Below are 16101 nucleotides of genomic sequence, written 5' to 3'. Positions count from 1 at the left end.
GGACCTGCGGCACCCCCGCCGCGCGGATGCCGCAGGTCCCGCGCGAGGTGGTCAAGGCCCGCGCCGCCGACCTGCGCGCAAGCGCCGCTGCCCGCCGCGCCGCGTGGCTTGCAAGCCTTGTGGGCGAAACCCTGCCGGTCCTCGCCGAACGCGGCGACACCGGCTATGCCCCGAATTTCGCCCCTGTCGCCCTGCCCCCCGGCGCGGCGGCAGGCACGATCATCGACGTGACCCCATCGGGCCTGAGGGAGGGCCTGCTCGCATGAGTGAAACCAGCTGGACGCAGCGCCTGTTCGGCGGCTTCGCCAAGACCTCCGAGCGGCTGAGCGCCAATCTGCCGACCGCGAGCGGCGGCACCGCGAGGCTCGACGACAAGACCCTCGACGAGGTCGAGGACGCGCTGATCCTCTCCGACCTCGGCCCCTCAGCCGCCGCCCGCATCCGCGCGCGGCTGGCGGACAAGCGCTTCGGGCTCGAGATCACCAGCCGCGAGCTGAAGGAAGCCGTGGCCGAGGAAATCGCCGCGATCCTGCGGCCCGTGGCAAAGCCCCTTGAAGTGACCGCCTTCCCGCGCCCGCAGGTGATCCTCGTGATCGGGGTCAACGGGAGCGGCAAGACCACCACCATCGCCAAGCTCGCGCATCTGTTCCAGGAGGACGACTACGGCGTGCTGCTGGCGGCGGGCGACACGTTTCGCGCTGCCGCGATCGGCCAGCTGGCGACATGGGCCGGGCGCATCGGCGTCGATCTGGTGCGCGGTCCCGAGGGGGGCGATCCGGCTGCGATCGTGTTCGATGCGGTCAAGCAGGCTACCGACACCGGCATCGACGCGCTGATCGTCGACACCGCCGGACGCCTCCAGAACAAGCGCGAGCTGATGGAGGAACTGGCGAAAATCCGCCGCGTCCTCGGGCGATTGAACCCCGAGGCGCCGCACGACGTGGTGCTGGTGCTCGATGCGACCAACGGCCAGAACGCACTCTCGCAGATCGACGTCTTCAAGGAGGTCGCGGGGGTCACCGGCCTGATCATGACCAAGCTTGACGGCACCGCGCGCGGCGGCGTGCTGGTCGCCGCGGCCGAGCAATATGGCCTCCCCATCCACGCCATCGGCGTCGGCGAGAAGATGGAGGACCTGCGCCCCTTCGATCCCGACCTCGTCGCGCGCGTGATCGCGGGGGTGGCATGATGGCCGAGGGCGAAGGCAAGAAGGCCGCCGGAAGCTGGCTCAATGTCGCGGTCGACTACGGCCCGCTCTTGGTGTTCCTCGGCGTCTACCGCTGGATGTCGCCCAAGGAGACCAGCGCGGCGGGCGAGATCATCGCCATCATCTACGGCACGGGGGCCTTCATGGCGGCCTCGGTCGCGGCGCTGCTGGTGTCGAAATGGCGGCTCGGCAAGGTCTCGCCGATGCTGTGGTTCTCGACCGCGCTGATCATGGGATTCGGAAGCCTCACCATCTTCTTCGGCGACCCGACCTTCGTGCAATTGAAGCCCACCATCATCTACGCGAGCTTCGGCGTGCTGCTGCTGGGCGGCTTTCTCATGGGCCGCGCGCTGCTGAAAATCCTGCTCGAAGCCGCCTTCGAGGGGCTGTCCGACGAGGGCTGGCTCATGCTGTCGCGCAACTGGGGGGCGTTCTTCCTCGTCCTTGCGGTGCTCAACGAGGCCCTGCGCGCGCAGCTCGATTTCGAAGGCTGGCTGTGGGCCAAGATCTGGGTGTTCCTGCCGCTGACCTTCCTCTTCACCTTCAGCCAGCTTCCGCTGCTCTGGCGGCACGGCATGAGCTTCGAGGACACCGACGAGGCGCTGAAGGACGAGCCGCCGACGGGATAATGGCGAAGATTCCGCAGAACCGCCCGGTCCCGTTCCCGCTGGTAACCGCGCTGGCAGCCGGCGGGGTCATGCTCTGGGCTTGGCTCGGCTCCGATGACCGGCCCGAGGGTTGTTACCGGATCGACGCAGGCACCTATCTTTCCATCGCCTATGGGAAGGTGCGCCTGATCGGCAAGCACCCCGCAGAGGCACGGATCCTCGCCTTCGATCGCGCGCGCGGATGGGTTCTCGATCTGGACCGCGAACTTGTTTACGATCCGGCCTTCCCCGCCGATGCGCGGTTCGAGCAGGGTGCGTCGGCATCGCGAGCGAAATCGCTGGTCATCGACGAACGCTTCGGTGAGGCTCCGGGGATAATCTTCCACCCCCGGCCAGGCGTGGATGTGCGCTTCCCTGAAGTGGCCTGCGACACTGTGCCGAAAGCCGGTCCGACGGGGGCCTAAATCTCCACCTGGCTCCCCAGCTCGACCACGCGGTTGGTCGGCAGGCGGAAGAAGGCCATCGCGCTCGCGGCGTTCCTCAGCATCCACGCGAACAGCTTCTCGCGCCAGATCGCCATGCCGGGCTTGCTCGAGGGCAGCAGGGTCTGGCGCGACAGGAAGAAGCTCGTCTGCATCATATCGAAAGCGCCATCGCACAGGTCGAGCGTGCTCAGCAGCTTGGGCACATCGGTCTCCTCGAGGAAGCCGCAATAGATCGTCACCCGGTAGAAGCCATTGCCGAGGCTTTTGCACTCGTAGCGGTTCGCCTCCTCGACATAGGGCATGCCGCGCACCTGCACGGTGAGGATCAGCACGCGTTCGTGCAGCACCTTGTTGTGCTTGATGTTGTGGAGCAGCGCGCTCGGCACGCCCGAATTGCTCGAGGCCATGAACACCGCCGTCCCCGGCACGCGGGTCGAGGAATTGTGCGCGCTCTTGGCGAAGATCTCGATCGGCAGCGTGCCCTCGGCCATGCTCGCGCGCATCAGCTCGCGGCCCTTGGACCAGGTGGTGAGCAGGGTGAAGATGATCCCGCCGATCAGCAGCGGGACCCACCCGCCCTGCGGCACCTTGATGAGGTTCGCGCCGAAATAGGCGATGTCGACGATCAGGAAGGCGATCACCAGCGGCAGGCCCTTCCACAGCGGCCACTTCCACAACGAGAACAGCACGGCGGCGAGCAGCAGCGTGTCGATGAACATCGCACCAGTCACCGCGATGCCGTAGGCTGCGGCCAGGTTGCTGGAGGACTGGAAGAACAGCACCAGCAGGATCACCATCACCATCAGCGCCCAGTTGATCGCCGGGATGTAGATCTGCCCCGCTGCCGCGGCGCTGGTGTGGCGGATCTCCATGCGCGGGATGAAGCCCAGCTGGATCGCCTGCTGGGTCAGGCTGAAGGCGCCCGAGATGACCGCCTGGCTGGCGATGATCGTGGCGAACAGCGCGAGGATGATCACCGGCACGCGCACCATGTCGGGGATCATCAGGAAGAACGGGTCCTTGATCAGCGCCGCGGCCTCGGCGGGCGAGGATTGCGAGAGGATCAGCGCGCCTTGGCCCATGTAGTTGAGCATCAGCGCGGGATAGACGAAGGTCAGCCACGAGATGCTGATGGGCTTGCGGCCGAAGTGGCCCATGTCGGCATAGAGCGCCTCGGCCCCGGTCACCGCCAGCACCACAGAGCCCAGCGCGACAAAGGCGACGAAGCCGTCGGTCGCGAAGAACTTGAGCGCGTTGAGCGGATTGATCGTCGCGAGGATGATCGAGGGATCGGCGGAGAGATGCATCACGCCGAGCACCGCGAGCATCGCGAAATAGGTCAGCATGATGGGGCCGAACAGCTTGCCCACCCGGTCGGTCCCGCGCGACTGGATCGCGAACAGGCCGAACAGGATCGCGATCGCGGTCGGCACGATCCATGGCTTGAAGCCGGGGACGATGTACTGGAGCCCCTCGGTCGCCGAGAGCACCGACATGGCCGGGGTGATCATCGAGTCGCCGTAGAACAGTGCAGTCGCAAAGACGCCGAGCAGGATCAGCGGGCCGGTCCAGGTCTTGGTCGCCGAAGTGCGCTTGATCAGCGCCAGCAGCGCCAGGCTCCCGCCCTCGCCGCCATTGTCGGCGCGCATGATGGTGAAGGCATACTTCACCGTCACCACCATCATCATCGACCAGAAGACCAGGCTCAGCACCCCATGGATGTGATCGACGTCCGGAGAGATGCCCGGCGCGCCGTGGTGCGAGGCGAAGGTTTCGCGGAAGGCATAAAGCGGGCTCGTCCCGATGTCGCCGAACACGACGCCGATGGCGCCGATCGCCAGCGCGAGGGGGGAGCCGGAATGGCCATGGCTGTGGCCGTGGTCGGCCCCGGATGCGGCACCGGCGGTGTCGTCGGCGGAGGTGGCTGCGGTGCTGCTCATAAAAACCGGATTTCCCGTATCCCCCCGGTACTGCCCAAGCGGCGCGTCAGACTCGACGCCCGCAAGGCGGCGCGCCTAGCACCGCGCGTTCGCAGCCGCAATATGGCCCCGCTGTTTGACACATCCCGGTCCGAAGAGTGTCAGGCCCTATTGGCCTTGCAGCATCGGCGCGCGCGCGATCATGTCGTCGAGCCGGGCAACCCTTGCCGCCAGATCCTCGCGCCACGGCGCATCGGGGGGCGAGCGGTCGAGCAAGCCCTTCCACACATTGCGCGCCGCCACGATCTCGCCGCTCCGGAAATAGGCATTGCCGAGGAAATAGGCTGCGCCCGGGTGCCTGGGATTGATCGCGTCGGCGCGCGCGAAGGCCTGCACCGCGGCCGGCGTCACGAAGCCATCGGCATGGCCGACCAGCGCAAGACCGAGCGCGAGCCAGCCCTCGAGATCGTTCGGATTGTCCTTCAGCCCCTTCTGCAGCAGCCCCGCCGCCTCGCCGAAGCGGCCCTGCCGCGCAAAGGCATCGGAAGTGATGAGGTAATCGGGGGCGCGGCTTTCGTCGAACAGCGCGGCGCGGCCTTCGACCATCTCGTCGCCCTGATCGCCCAGCTGCGCGGCCGGCGGCTTGGGCGCGGACGGGACGCCGGGCGAGCCCTGCCAGGCATAGCCCGCAAGCCCGAACACCAGCACCGCGCCGAACAGCGTCAGGCCATGGCGCGGCAGCTTCATCACCAGCACGGCAAAGGCGAAGGCCGCGAGCGTCAGCGCGCCCACCGCGAGCCACGCCGCGATCATGTCGCCCGTCATACCGCCGCTCCCGCATCGTCGCCGTCCGAGCGCCGCTTGCCTAGCCGCCGCAGCAGCACGCCCGCCACGATCAGGATCACCAGCACCGGAATGGCGAACAGCGGCCAGGTGGTGCTGCTCACCTCGGGCTCGTAGCTGACGTAGTCGCCGTAGCGCGCGATCAGCCAGCGGCGGATCTGGTCGGGGCTCTCGCCCGCGAGGATGCGCGCGCGCACCTGATGGCGCATGTCGCCCGCCATCGGCGCGTCGCTGTCGGCAATCGACTGCGACTGGCACTTGAGGCAGCGCAGCGTGTGCATCAGCGCCGAGGCCTTGGCTTCCAGCGCCGGATCGGCGAGCTGGTTGTAGGCATAGGGCGCGGGCGGCATCGAATCCTGCGCCGCCAGAGGCAGCGCCAACACGGCCAGCACGAGGGCAAACAGCCAGCGGATCATTGCGCCTTCTCCAGTTCCGCGAGCAGCTTGGGGATGTCGTCGGGGCGGATATCGCCGATGTGCTGGTAGCGGATGATCCCCTTGCCATCGATCACGAAGGTCTCTGGCACGCCCGAAGAGCCAATCGCCAGCTGCACTTCGCTGATCCTGTCGCTGCCGATGCGGGTGTAGGGGTTGCCGTGGCGGCCGAGGAAATTGGCGACATCCTCGGGCTTGTCGCGGATGGCGATGCCGATGATCTCGACGCCCTGCTTGTGCAGCGCTTCCAGCTGCGGCGCTTCGGCGATGCAGGGGAGGCACCAGCTCGCCCAGATGTTGAGCAGCTTGGGCCTGCCGGTAAAATCCGTCTTGGCCGCGCCGGGCAGGCCCTCGAAGGCCGGTTCGAGCGCGAAGGCCGGGAGCGGCTGGCCGATCATCGTGCTCTCGACGAACTGGTCCTTCTCCTGCGTGAGCATGAAGGCAGCCAGCCCCGCGAAGAAGGCGAACAGCGCGAGCGGCAGCCAGAGGGTGAGCTTGCGCATCGCCTACTCAGCCGGCTGGGGCGCGGGCACGCCGAGCGCTTCGACATCGGCGCGGCGCTGCGCGCCCATGGCGCTCGCCGCGCGGCGCCTCAAGTCGACTCGCATCCGCCCGACGATGGAAAGGATCCCGCCGAGACCGATCAGGAGGCCGCCGTACCAGATGAAGGTGACGAAGGGCTTCCACCAGATGCGCACCTGCCAGCGACCGTCTGCGGCCTGATTGCCGATCACTGCGTAAAGCTGGCCGTTCCACTTGGTCAGCAGCGCGCTTTCCGAAGTCGATTGCGGGGGCGACCAGAAGCTGCGGGCTTGCGGCGTTAGGATCACTGGCTCCCCGCCGTCCTGCGATACCGCGAGCCGGGCTTCCATCGCGGTCCAGTTGGGGCCGGCGACGGGCGTCACGCTCTCGAGGGTGACCGCGAAATCGCCAATCCGTTCGGTCCCGCCGGGGGCGACTGCGGCAAGGCGCTCCTGCGAGAAGGCCCCCTCGCAGGCCATGCCGAACAACGCCACCGCGATGCCGAAATGGGCGATGACCATGCCCCAGGTTGCCACCGGCACGCGGGCGAGCTTGCGTCCGCGCAGGGGCAGAAAGGCCGCGACCGCAAGGCCCGCGGCAAGCCCGAGCCCGAGCAGCGGCAGCAACGGGAACTGGCCGAAGAAGCTGACGAGCGCGATGGCGCCGATCACCAGCGCGGCGATCAGCATCAGCTCGAACTGGATGCGGGCCGGCTTGTCGCTCTTCCAGCGCAGCAGCGGCCCGACCGCCATCACCAGCAGCATGGGAACTGCGAAGATCGCGCCCGCCGGATTGAAATAGGGCGGGCCGACCGAGACGCGCACGTCGAAAGCCTCGGTCAGCAGCGGGTAGAGCGTGCCCAGCAGCACGATCGCGAGGATCGCCGAGAGCATGACGTTGTTGAACACCAGCGCGCCTTCGCGGCTGGTGACGGCAAAGCGCTTGCCCTCGGCCACCGCGCCGGCGCGCAGGGCGAAGATCGTGAAGGCCCCGCCAATGTAGAGGCCGAGCAGGCCAAGGATGAAGGCCCCGCGTTCCGGGTCGACCGCGAAGGCATGGACGCTGGTCAGCACGCCCGAGCGCACGAGGAATGTGCCGAGCATCGACATCGAGAAGGCGAGCACGCCGAGCATGATCGTCCACGTGCGCAAGGCATCGCGCGCGGCGAGCACGCTCACCGAATGCATCAGTGCCGTGGCCGCGAGCCACGGCATCAGCGAGGCGTTCTCGACGGGGTCCCAGAACCACCAGCCGCCCCAGCCAAGCTCGTAATAGGCCCAGTAGGAGCCCGCCGTGATCCCGAGCGTCAGCAGCACCCAGGCCCCCAGCACCCAGGGGCGCATCACGCGGGCAAAGGCAGGGTTGACCTCACGCGTCAGCAGCGCGCCCATCGCGAGGCTGAAGGCGACCGACAGCCCGACATAGCCCGCGTAAAGCGTCGGCGGGTGGATCGCGAGGCCGATGTCCTGCAGCAGCGGGTTGAGGCCGTTGCCCTCCATCGCCGGCACCGGCAGCCGCTCGAAGGGATTGGAGGACAAGAGCAGGAAGGCGTAGAAGCCCAGCGCCACGAAGCCCTGCACCGCGAGGGTCGCGCCCATCGTGCGCTCGGGCAGGCGCTTCTCGAAGGCGGCCAGCAGGCCCCCGGAGGCCGCCAGCACGCCCACCCACAGCAGCATCGAGCCCTCGTGGTTCCCCCAGGTGCCGGTGAGCTTGTAGATGAAGGGCTTCATCGAATGCGAATTGGTCGCCACCAGCTTTAGCGAGAGGTCGGTGATCGCAAAGGCGCGCAGCAGCAGCAGGAAGGCGAGCACCGCTAGAAAGGCCTGCACCACCGCGGCGGGGCGCGCGTAGATCGCCAGCGGGTTGGCCTCGCCCGGCGCGGCGCGCAAGGATGCGGCGCCCGAGACCAACTGGAGCACGGCCAGGGCGGCGGCGAGCCACAGGGCGGCAAGACCGATCTCGGCAATCATCGCTTGGCCCTCACCCGTGCCACGTGCGCTACTTCAGCCCCACCGTCGTATCGGCGGCCATCTTGGCTGCCTCGTCGGTGCCCATGCCCTCGAGCTCCTTGGGCACGTAGTTCTCGTCGTGCTTGGCCAGGAGGTTGGTCGCCTTGAACACCCCGTCGGGGCCGAGGCTGCCTTCCGCGACCACGCCCGAGCCCTCGACGAAGAGGTCGGGCAGGATGCCGCTGTAGCGGACCGGGATCGCCTCGGGGGAGTTGCCGGTGACCTTGAAGTTGACCGTCACCCCGTCCGCCTCGGTGACGAGCGAGCCCTTCTGCACCATCCCGCCGAGCCTGACCGCCTGACCCACCGACGGGGGATCGGAAGCCATCTGTTCGGGCAGGTAGAAATAGTTCGCCTGATTGCGCAGGGACCACGCCGCCAGCAGCCCCGCGCCGACAATCGCGAGGAGGGCAATGATCACGAGGACCAGACGCTGGTGCTTGGCTTTCATCTCTTCCTCTCAGCGTCGCCGGGCGGCGTCACGGCGGGCCTCGGCGCGCACCATCGCGCGCCACGCCCAGAAGACAAGTGCGATGAGTGCAACGGCCGAGACGCCGTATGCGAGCCAGACGAAAGCCCATTGGTCGAGCGCCTCGCGCATCAGGCCTGCTCCGCCAGCGTGACGGGAGGCGCGGCGTCATCGTCGAGCGCGCGGCGGCGCAGGCGCGCCTCGACCTGCTGTTCGGCGATCAGCGCCCGCATACGCATCAACACGATCGCGCCGAACAGCAGCGAAAAGCCCGCCACCGCCACCAGCAGCGGCACGAGGAAGGTCGCCTGAATCGCACTCTTGCCCGCGGTGATGCTCGGCGGCTGGTGGAGCGAGTTCCACCACACCACGCTCCGGTTGATGATCGGCACGTTGATCGCGCCGACCATGCCGAAGATCGCCGCGATCCTGTCAGAGGAACCCTCGCGGTTCGCGGCCTCGGTGAGCGCGATGTAGCCCGCGTAGAGGAACAGCAGCACCAGCATGCTGGTCAGCCGCCCGTCCCACTCCCACCAGGTGCCCCATGTGGGCCGGCCCCAGATCGAGCCGGTGGCGAGGCACACCGCGCAGAACACCATCCCCGGCACCGCAATCGCCCGCGCGGCGATCGCGGCAAGCGGGTGCTTCCAGATTAGCAGCATGGCCGAGGAAATCGCGATCCCCGCCCAGCCCCCCATGCCGAGCCAGGCCGCGGGGACATGGATGAACAGGATCCGCACCGTATCGCCCATCAGCCGGTCCTGCGGCACCACGAACAGGCCCCATGCCACTGCACCCAGCGACAGCACCAGCCCACTCCAGAACAGGAGCGGCATCAGCCACTTCGCAAGGGCGAGAAATCTGGTGGGGTTCGCGTAGATGTGCATGGGTCTGGCTGTCGGGGCGCTTGTAGCCTTACACCCGTTCCCGACAAGAGCGCAAATGGCGGGCCGGACGAATAGTTCCCGCTGCCCGCCCCAAGGGCCTCAGCCGCGCCCGATCAGCTTCTGTGCCATCCGGTCGGCGACGAGGTCGGCGGTCAGGCCGCTGCTCTCGCTCTCGGCCCAGATCGATTCGAGCCGCCCGGGGATCTGCGCGACCAGCGCATTGACCTCGGCGACATCGCCCACCCGGCCCGCGCTGCGCGCGAGGTATTCGGTCGCGACCGAGATGATGCCGCCTGCGTTGATGACATAGTCGGGCGCATAGAGGATGCCGCGCGCCGCCAGTGCCGCCCCGTGCTCGGGCCGCGCCAACTGGTTGTTCGCGCCGCCCGCGACGATCGCGCAGTCGAGCGCGGCGATCCCGGCATCGTCGAGGATCGCGCCGAGTGCGTTGGGGCTGAAAACGTCGCATGCGGTCGCCATGATCGCATCCGGAGCAACCGCCACGCCGCCCAGCTCTGCGGCGAGCGCGGCGGCACGGGGCCCGTCGACATCGGCCAGCGTCAGCTTCGCGCCATCGCGCGCAAGCAGCCGCGCCACCCCGCCACCGACCGAGCCGGTGCCCTGCACCGCCACATGCACGCCCGCGACGCTGTCCTTGCCGAGCTTGTGCCGCACGGCTGCCTTGATGCCGAGATAGATGCCGTAAGCGGTGAACGGTCCCGGATCGCCGCCCGCGCTGCCCGCGCCCTCGACCGGAAGGCCCGAGACATGCGCCGTGCGCTGCGAGACCGCGACCATGTCGGCCTCGGAAATGCCGACGTCCTCGGCCGTCACGTAGCGCCCACCCAGCGCTTCCACCGCATCGCCGAAGGCGGCGAGCATCGCAGGGGTCTTGGTGCGGTTCGCATCGGCGAGGATCACGGCCTTGCCGCCGCCCATCGGCAGGCCCGCCATCGCGTTCTTGTAGCTCATCCCGCGCGACAGGCGCAGCGCATCGCGCATCGCGCCCGCGGGATCGCTGTAATGCCAGAACCGCGTGCCGCCCGCCGAGGGGCCGAGATGGGTCGAATGCACCGCAATGATCGCCGTTAGCCCGCTCGTCCGGTCGTGGACCAGCGTCACGCTCTCGTGCGCGTCGAAATCGGGCTCGGCCCAGAATGCGGTCATGCAAGTCTCCCCTGTCAGGGCGCGGGCATGCAGCCAAGCATGAAGGGGAAAATGGGGCGACCAATGGGGCTCGAACCCACGACCTCCGGTACCACAAACCGGCGCTCTAACCAGCTGAGCTATGATCGCCACACGCCCCTGCCCGCATACCACCATTTCGGTCGCTGCCAAGCCCGCGCGAGCGGAGGCGGTTGACGCATGGCGGACGCACCGTCAAGTGCGGCAGCACGGGAGGCGCGCCTCTTGCACAAAGCCTTGCCCAAGGGAAGCGAAAACTGCGCTCCGTGCGCATTGACGCAAGATTGTTGCGCGCTTCCAAATGCGTTGCCTCGCTGGCCGGCGCTTCTATTGTCCCGCCCGCCATGACGACCTTCAGCGATTCTGTCGCCGACCGCCTCACCGCGCAGGGTGCGATGCAGCGCGTGCCCACGCCCAAGGCCGCGGTGTTCCAGCAGCGGCGATTCGTGCCCGCGGACCTTGCCGCCGAACTGATCGCGCTGATCGACAGGGATCGCCGCCCCTCGACCATCGCCGACGACAATGGCGATGCCTATTTCCGCACCAGCGAGACCTGCGATCTGGCCGCCGATCTGCCCGCCGTGCAGCGGATCGAGGCGCTGCTGACCGACCTGTCGGGCATCGACCCGGCCTTCGGCGAGCCGCTCCAGGGGCAGCGCTATGCCGAGGGTCAGGAGTTCAAACCCCACACCGACTACTTCACTCCCGGCGGGCGCGACTTCCAGAAATACTGCGCCCTGTCGGGCAACCGCACGTGGACCTTCATGGTCTATTTGAACGACGTCGAAGCCGGGGGAGCGACGCGCTTCAAGGCGCTCGACAAGACCTTCCAGCCCGAGGCGGGCAAATTGCTGTGCTGGAACAACCGCCACCCCGGCGGAGAGGTCAACCCGGCGACGCTCCACCATGGGATGAAGGTGAGGAAGGGCGTCAAATACGTCATCACCAAGTGGTACCGCGAGCGCCCATGGCAGGGGTGAGAGCGCTGCGGCCCGAAACGAAAAAGGCGAGCCCGTCGGCCCGCCTCCCTCGTTGCGGGCCGAAACCCGCGCAGCCTTATGACTGGATCCCCGCCTGCGCGGGGATGACGCTGCGACTAGGCCGCGCGAGCGCGCAGCAAGTCTCGCGTCACTTGTTCTTGAGCGTGAGACCGCCAAAGCGCTTGTTGAACTGGGCAACGCGGCCGCCTTCCGAGACCTGCTGCTTGCCGCCGGTCCAGGCCGGGTGGCTCAGCGGATCGATATCAAGCGCGAGCACATCGCCTTCCTTGCCCCAGGTCGAACGGGTCTGGAATTCGGTGCCATCGGTCATCTTGACCGTGATCATGTGGTAATCGGGGAGACCTTCGGCCTTCATGACGTATTTCCTTGCGAGCTTTCGCCGGTGCCGACCGGCGGTGCTATGAAACGGGAAGCGGGGCGCTTAGCGGTGCCGCCGGGGAAATGCAACCGCCGTGATGCGAGAATGCGCTTTCCTACATGGGGGCAGAGGCATAACACCGATTCTCGCTCTTTGACCCCGTGATTGCCCCCTGCCCCTCTGATCGAGAGAGGCGATCGAAAGCCTCGCGTTGATCGAGCGGATTTCGGCCCCTGAACAGTGTCTCATGTGTCTCCAACAGGGGCGAGACGCATCGCATCAACCTCCTGCGTATGCGCTGGCTTTGGTGCCGAAGGCACCGCGAGCGCACGGCGCGAGCCGCAGGTGCTCAAGCCGGAACGGCTTGAAACAGCACCGAGGACGGGGGCGCGGAGGCGCCCTCGCAACTCAGACCTTATCGGTCATCATGGCCGTGAACTCGACCTCGCAGGTGGTCTTGCCCTCGACGCTCGCGAGCCCCTTGAACTTGTAGACCCTGCTGCGCTTCTGGGTGAACTCGACATGGAGATCGAGCAGGCAGCCCGGCGTCACGGGCGCGCGGAACTTGGCGTTCTCGATCCCCATGAAGATCACGAGCTTGCCGGTGCCGGCAAGCTCCATCGTCTCGATCCCGAGGATGCCCGCCGCCTGCGCGAGCGCCTCGATCTGGAGCACGCCGGGCATGATCGGCGCACCCGGGAAGTGGCCCTGGAAGAACTGCTCGTTCATGCTCACGGCCTTGACCGCGTGAATGCGCTCACCCAGCTGTATGGCCTTCACGCGGTCGACCAGCAGGAGCGGGTAGCGATGCGGCAAGGCCTTGAGGATCTTGACGATATCGTAATCGAGCGGCTCTGACGCCGCGCTGCCCGCTTCGCTCATCTGTCAGCCTTTCCGCGCGATCAGCGGCCCACGGGCGCGGCGGGGTTGCCCGGCTGCTGCGCCGCGGCTGCGGCCTGCTGCTGCTGCGCGATGGTCGCCGCGACCAGCACCTGCTGGATCTGCTGATAGACCTGCACCCCTTCGCGGGTCGGCTGCCAGCCCGAGGGCGGCACGACGCCGACGGCCGGGACACGGACGTTGAGCGCGGCGGTGACCTTGGCCGTCACATCGGCTTCGGGCGGCGCGAACAGCAGCGAGCCCGGATCGATCACGATCTTGATCTGGTCCTTGGTGGTCACGTCCTGGAGCGCGGACGGATACTGCATGATGATCTGCTCGACCGCGAACACCCGCGCGCCATCGATCTGGTTGTTGAGCGCGGTGATCTCCTGCTCAAGCGTCTGGATCTTCGCGAAGTCGGGCGACTTCTGCATCGCCGTCTGCTCGGCATCGTCGACCTGCTTGTCGCCGTTCTTGTCGAACTTGACGAGCAGGGTCTGGCGCTCCTGGGCCTTGGTGCGGCGCAGCTCGTTCTGCTGGGCGTAAGTGGTGTTGACCTGCTCGTAAGCGGTCCGCAGCGCAGTGGTCTCGATGATGGCGCGCGGAACATCGACCGTGGCGATGTTGCCCTGGACCTGCGCACTGGCGGGGAGCGCAGCGGCAGCGGCAAGGATCAGGCCGGCAGGCGCGATAAGCTTGGTGAAACGAGTCATCAGAATTGGGTTCCTACGTTGAAGGTGAAGCGCCGCTCGTCATCGCCTTCGACCTTGCGGATGGTCTGGGCGAAGTCGATGCGGAAAGGTCCGAAGGGCGAGTTCCAGTTGACCCCGATCCCGGCGGTGATGCGCGGGCTCGGCGAATCGCCAAGGAAGAGTTCGCGGATGTTGGTTCCGCCCGTGATCAGGCGGCAGTTGGGCGATCCGTCGGCCTGTGTCGGGCTCGTGGTCTGAGGGCCGATGGAGGCGCACGCACCCTCGCTGTAGAGCAGCTGGCCATCGCTGTTGCGCTGCTGGTTACCGGCCGGGTTGACGGTGAGCACAGGGGTCTCGACGCTCCACAGCGCGCCGATGTCGGCCCAGATCGAGGGCCTGAGCCCCAGCTCGCGCGCGCCCGAGCCCAGCGGAATCTCGAGCTCGGCGCGGCCGAGGTAGTAGTTGCGCCCGCCGATCGCGTCGTCCTGCACCTGGTCGCGCGCGGTATTGTAGAGAATGTTGCCGTTGGCATCGACCGCAGGACGGCCGAACGCGTCGAGCTGCGAGAACTGCCTGATCACCCGCGGGCCCACGCCGCGGATCGCGAAGCCGCGGAATTGCGGCTCGCCGAGGAAGAAGCGGTCGGTCAGCAGCACATCGTCGACGCCCGCGCCGGCGCGCTCCTGAAGCGGGATGATGGTACCGCCCTCGGCGAGGATCGAGAAGATGAAGCCCGAGTTGCCAACGTTCCAGAACTGCTGGCCGCGGGCGCGGAAGCGAACGTAGCGCACGTCCCCGCCGAGGCCAGCGAACTCGCCCGAAAGGGTGACGGTCTTGCCGCGCGAGGGGCGGATGCGCGAATTGAGCGAGTTGTAGCTGAGGCTGACACCGAGGATCGAGCTCAGCCGCTTGCCGATCGAATCGCACAGGAAGCGTCCCGCACGCAGCGGATCGCATTCCGTGGTGCCGTCGCCGTTCAGATCGGAGAAGAACAGGGTCTCGTCGAGCGACACGTCGTCGTAGTTGAGCGTGTAGCTGCCGACCAGCGACATGTATTCGGTGAGCGGCACGCCCGCGCGCATCGAGAAGCCGGTGGTGGCTTGCTGGAAGGTCGTGTTTCGATCGTTGCCGGTGAAGTTGAAGCTGTTGAAATCGCGCCGGTAGATGTCGATCCCGCCGGAGATGTTGCGATCGAAGATATAAGGATCGGAGAAGCTCACCTGCGCCGAGCGCGAGAACTGCGAATAGTTGACGCTGAGCCCGATGGTCTGCCCGCGCCCGCGGAAATTGCGCTGGCGGATGGAGCCTGCCAGAATGAACTGCTCGATCGAGGAAAAGCCCGCCGAGAACTGCAATTCGCCAGTCGGCTTTTCCTCGACATTGGCTTCGAGGATGATGCGGTCGGGCGCGCTGCCTTCGACCTGCTTGACCTCGAAATTCTCCTGGAAATAGGCCAGCGAATTGACGCGCGCATTGGTGCGCTGCACCGCGAGGCTGTTGAAGGCATCGCCCTCGGCCAGTCGGAACTCGCGGCGGACGACCTTGTCCTGGGTGAGCGTGTTACCGTTGATGTCGACCCGCTCAACATAGACGCGCGGCGCCTCGCGCAGCACGAAGGTGACGTTCATCTTGCGGGCATCGGGATCGCGCTTGAAGCGCGGCTGCACGTCGGCAAAGGCATAGCCGAAGCGGCCGGCCAGCTCGGTCAGCTGCTCGACCGTGTCTTCAACCGTCTTGGCGTTGTAGAAATCGCCTTCCTTCATCGGCAGCTGAGTGCTCATCACGTCGCTGTCGAAGTCGCGCAGCTGGCTGTCGACCTTGACCTCGCCGAAATTGTAGCGCTCGCCTTCCTCGACCACGTAGGTGATGATGAAGTCCTTCTGGTCCGGCGTCAGCTCGGCCACGGCCGAGACGACGCGGAAATCGGCATAGCCCTGCGTCAGATAGAACTGGCGCAGCTTCTGCTGGTCGAAGGCAAGCCGGTCGGGATCATAGCTGGTGTTCGAGCTGAAGAAGCTAGTGAGACGCGCCTGCTTGGTCACGAACTCGCCGCGCAGCTCGCCGTCGGAGAACTTCTCGTTGCCGAGGATGTTGATCTGGCGGACCTTGGACTTGGGGCCTTCGGTGATCTCGAAAACGATATCGACGCGGTTCTGCGGCAGCTGCACCAGCTTGGGCTCAACCCGCGCGGCGAAGCGGCCCTGACGCTTATAGAGCTCGATGATGCGGGCAACGTCGGCGCGGACCTTGGAACGGGTGAAGATCTGGCGCGGTGCGAGCTTGATCTCGGGGGTGATCTTGTCGTTCTTGAGCCGCTTGTTGCCTTCCAGCACGATGCGGTTGATCACCGGGTTCTCGGTGACGGTGATGACGACATTGCCGTTATCGTTGCGGATCGAGGAATTGGCGAAAAGCTCGGTCGCGCCCAGATCCTTGATCGCCTCGTCGGCGGCGGCAGCGGTGTATTCCTGGCCGACGCGCAGACGGATGTAGCTAAGGATGGTGGTTGCCTCGAGCCGCTCGGCACCGACCACCGAGATCGAGCGGATCGTGTTGGCACGCGCGGCGGGCGCCGGGGTGGGCGCGGGCGCGGGCTGGGC

Annotated in this window: 17 protein-coding genes, 1 tRNA gene and 1 pseudogene; 5 read left to right on the top strand and 14 right to left on the bottom strand. The window is 67.0% G+C overall.

The annotated features are described in order from the left end of the window. The 4 genes and pseudogenes from AX708_RS20680 to AX708_RS00315 all read left to right on the top strand — a co-directional run. Positions 1-266: pseudogene (locus tag AX708_RS20680) on the top strand (tRNA (N(6)-L-threonylcarbamoyladenosine(37)-C(2))-methylthiotransferase MtaB); the annotation flags it as partial. Then, entirely contained in the window at positions 263-1189 is a 927-nt protein-coding gene (gene ftsY / locus AX708_RS00325) for a signal recognition particle-docking protein FtsY (RefSeq protein ID WP_066527009.1), read from the top strand. The pseudogene AX708_RS20680 and the gene ftsY, both read left to right, overlap by 4 nt. Continuing rightward, positions 1189-1836 carry an inner membrane-spanning protein YciB gene (locus AX708_RS00320; protein WP_066527011.1) on the top strand — a complete coding sequence of 216 codons (648 nt, stop codon included), beginning with the start codon at positions 1189-1191 and terminating at the stop codon, positions 1834-1836. The genes ftsY and AX708_RS00320 overlap by 1 nt, the downstream gene beginning before the upstream one ends. Beyond that, positions 1836-2279, top strand: coding sequence for a hypothetical protein (locus tag AX708_RS00315; protein ID WP_066527012.1), 444 nt, complete (start codon positions 1836-1838; stop codon positions 2277-2279). Before AX708_RS00320 ends, AX708_RS00315 begins: the two co-directional genes overlap by 1 nt. Here AX708_RS00315 and AX708_RS00310 read toward each other — a convergent pair. The 10 genes from AX708_RS00310 to AX708_RS00270 form a co-directional block, all read right to left on the bottom strand. After that, positions 2276-4240, bottom strand: coding sequence for a potassium transporter Kup (locus AX708_RS00310; RefSeq protein ID WP_066527018.1), 1965 nt, complete (start codon positions 4238-4240; stop codon positions 2276-2278). The two genes, AX708_RS00315 and AX708_RS00310, sit on opposite strands and share 4 nt — an antisense overlap. Positions 4241-4387: 147 nt before the next feature. After that, entirely contained in the window at positions 4388-5044 is a 657-nt protein-coding gene (locus tag AX708_RS00305; RefSeq protein ID WP_197425940.1) for a tetratricopeptide repeat protein, read from the bottom strand. Next, positions 5041-5478 carry a cytochrome c-type biogenesis protein gene (locus AX708_RS00300; RefSeq protein WP_066527021.1) on the bottom strand — a complete coding sequence of 146 codons (438 nt, stop codon included), beginning with the start codon at positions 5476-5478 and terminating at the stop codon, positions 5041-5043. Before AX708_RS00300 ends, AX708_RS00305 begins: the two co-directional genes overlap by 4 nt. Next, on the bottom strand, positions 5475-5999 hold the full coding sequence (locus tag AX708_RS00295) for a DsbE family thiol:disulfide interchange protein (RefSeq protein WP_066527022.1): 525 nt from the start codon (positions 5997-5999) through the stop codon (positions 5475-5477). Before AX708_RS00295 ends, AX708_RS00300 begins: the two co-directional genes overlap by 4 nt. 3 nt (positions 6000-6002) lie before the next feature. Next, positions 6003-7988, bottom strand: a complete 1986-nt coding sequence (locus AX708_RS00290) for a heme lyase CcmF/NrfE family subunit (RefSeq protein WP_066527024.1) — start codon at positions 7986-7988, stop codon at positions 6003-6005. A gap of 28 nt (positions 7989-8016) precedes the next feature. After that, positions 8017-8478: a cytochrome c maturation protein CcmE gene (gene ccmE / locus AX708_RS00285; protein WP_066527026.1), complete on the bottom strand. Its 462-nt coding sequence runs from the start codon at positions 8476-8478 to the stop codon at positions 8017-8019. 9 nt (positions 8479-8487) lie between these two features. Beyond that, positions 8488-8628: a heme exporter protein CcmD gene (locus tag AX708_RS20180; protein ID WP_156443307.1), complete on the bottom strand. Its 141-nt coding sequence runs from the start codon at positions 8626-8628 to the stop codon at positions 8488-8490. Continuing rightward, on the bottom strand, positions 8628-9383 hold the full coding sequence (gene ccmC / locus AX708_RS00280) for a heme ABC transporter permease CcmC (protein WP_066527028.1): 756 nt from the start codon (positions 9381-9383) through the stop codon (positions 8628-8630). Before ccmC ends, AX708_RS20180 begins: the two co-directional genes overlap by 1 nt. Before the next feature lie 99 nt (positions 9384-9482). Continuing rightward, positions 9483-10550 (bottom strand): Glu/Leu/Phe/Val dehydrogenase, encoded by a 1068-nt coding sequence (locus AX708_RS00275; RefSeq protein WP_066527031.1) that lies wholly within the window; start codon positions 10548-10550, stop codon positions 9483-9485. A 52-nt stretch (positions 10551-10602) separates the two neighbouring features. Then, positions 10603-10679, bottom strand: a tRNA-His gene (locus AX708_RS00270). A 233-nt stretch (positions 10680-10912) separates the two neighbouring features. Here AX708_RS00270 and AX708_RS00265 point away from each other — a divergent pair. Further along, positions 10913-11548, top strand: coding sequence for a 2OG-Fe(II) oxygenase (locus AX708_RS00265; RefSeq protein WP_066527032.1), 636 nt, complete (start codon positions 10913-10915; stop codon positions 11546-11548). Between the two features lie 148 nt (positions 11549-11696). Here AX708_RS00265 and rpmE read toward each other — a convergent pair whose 3' ends face one another. The 4 genes from rpmE to bamA form a co-directional block, all read right to left on the bottom strand. Then, entirely contained in the window at positions 11697-11924 is a 228-nt protein-coding gene (gene rpmE / locus AX708_RS00260) for a 50S ribosomal protein L31 (RefSeq protein ID WP_066527033.1), read from the bottom strand. Positions 11925-12335: 411 nt separating this feature from the next. After that, a complete protein-coding gene (gene fabZ / locus AX708_RS00255) occupies positions 12336-12809 on the bottom strand; it encodes a 3-hydroxyacyl-ACP dehydratase FabZ (protein WP_066527034.1) in 474 nt (157 codons plus the stop codon). A gap of 20 nt (positions 12810-12829) precedes the next feature. Further along, on the bottom strand, positions 12830-13522 hold the full coding sequence (locus AX708_RS00250; protein WP_066527036.1) for an OmpH family outer membrane protein: 693 nt from the start codon (positions 13520-13522) through the stop codon (positions 12830-12832). Next, positions 13522-16101: outer membrane protein assembly factor BamA (gene bamA / locus AX708_RS00245; protein WP_067489135.1), on the bottom strand; the 2580-nt coding region annotated here is incomplete at its 5' end. The genes bamA and AX708_RS00250, both read right to left, overlap by 1 nt.

The organism is Erythrobacter sp. CCH5-A1 (assembly GCF_001557115.1).
GTDB lineage: Bacteria > Pseudomonadota > Alphaproteobacteria > Sphingomonadales > Sphingomonadaceae > Erythrobacter.
This window is presented reverse-complemented; position numbering and strand designations above follow the sequence as displayed.

Excerpts from the sequence above, each read along its gene's own strand:
- ftsY (WP_066527009.1), top strand. The coding sequence starts at position 263 with ATGAGTGAAACCAGCTGGACGCAGCGCCTGTTCGGCGGCTTCGCCAAG.
- AX708_RS00320 (WP_066527011.1), top strand. The coding sequence starts at position 1,189 with ATGGCCGAGGGCGAAGGCAAGAAGGCCGCCGGAAGCTGGCTCAATGTC.
- AX708_RS00315 (WP_066527012.1), top strand. The coding sequence starts at position 1,836 with ATGGCGAAGATTCCGCAGAACCGCCCGGTCCCGTTCCCGCTGGTAACC.
- AX708_RS00310 (WP_066527018.1), bottom strand. The coding sequence starts at position 4,240 with ATGAGCAGCACCGCAGCCACCTCCGCCGACGACACCGCCGGTGCCGCA.
- AX708_RS00305 (WP_197425940.1), bottom strand. The coding sequence starts at position 5,044 with ATGACGGGCGACATGATCGCGGCGTGGCTCGCGGTGGGCGCGCTGACG.
- AX708_RS00300 (WP_066527021.1), bottom strand. The coding sequence starts at position 5,478 with ATGATCCGCTGGCTGTTTGCCCTCGTGCTGGCCGTGTTGGCGCTGCCT.
- AX708_RS00295 (WP_066527022.1), bottom strand. The coding sequence starts at position 5,999 with ATGCGCAAGCTCACCCTCTGGCTGCCGCTCGCGCTGTTCGCCTTCTTC.
- AX708_RS00290 (WP_066527024.1), bottom strand. The coding sequence starts at position 7,988 with ATGATTGCCGAGATCGGTCTTGCCGCCCTGTGGCTCGCCGCCGCCCTG.
- ccmE (WP_066527026.1), bottom strand. The coding sequence starts at position 8,478 with ATGAAAGCCAAGCACCAGCGTCTGGTCCTCGTGATCATTGCCCTCCTC.
- AX708_RS20180 (WP_156443307.1), bottom strand. The coding sequence starts at position 8,628 with ATGCGCGAGGCGCTCGACCAATGGGCTTTCGTCTGGCTCGCATACGGC.
- ccmC (WP_066527028.1), bottom strand. The coding sequence starts at position 9,383 with ATGCACATCTACGCGAACCCCACCAGATTTCTCGCCCTTGCGAAGTGG.
- AX708_RS00275 (WP_066527031.1), bottom strand. The coding sequence starts at position 10,550 with ATGACCGCATTCTGGGCCGAGCCCGATTTCGACGCGCACGAGAGCGTG.
- AX708_RS00265 (WP_066527032.1), top strand. The coding sequence starts at position 10,913 with ATGACGACCTTCAGCGATTCTGTCGCCGACCGCCTCACCGCGCAGGGT.
- rpmE (WP_066527033.1), bottom strand. The coding sequence starts at position 11,924 with ATGAAGGCCGAAGGTCTCCCCGATTACCACATGATCACGGTCAAGATG.
- fabZ (WP_066527034.1), bottom strand. The coding sequence starts at position 12,809 with ATGAGCGAAGCGGGCAGCGCGGCGTCAGAGCCGCTCGATTACGATATC.
- AX708_RS00250 (WP_066527036.1), bottom strand. The coding sequence starts at position 13,522 with ATGACTCGTTTCACCAAGCTTATCGCGCCTGCCGGCCTGATCCTTGCC.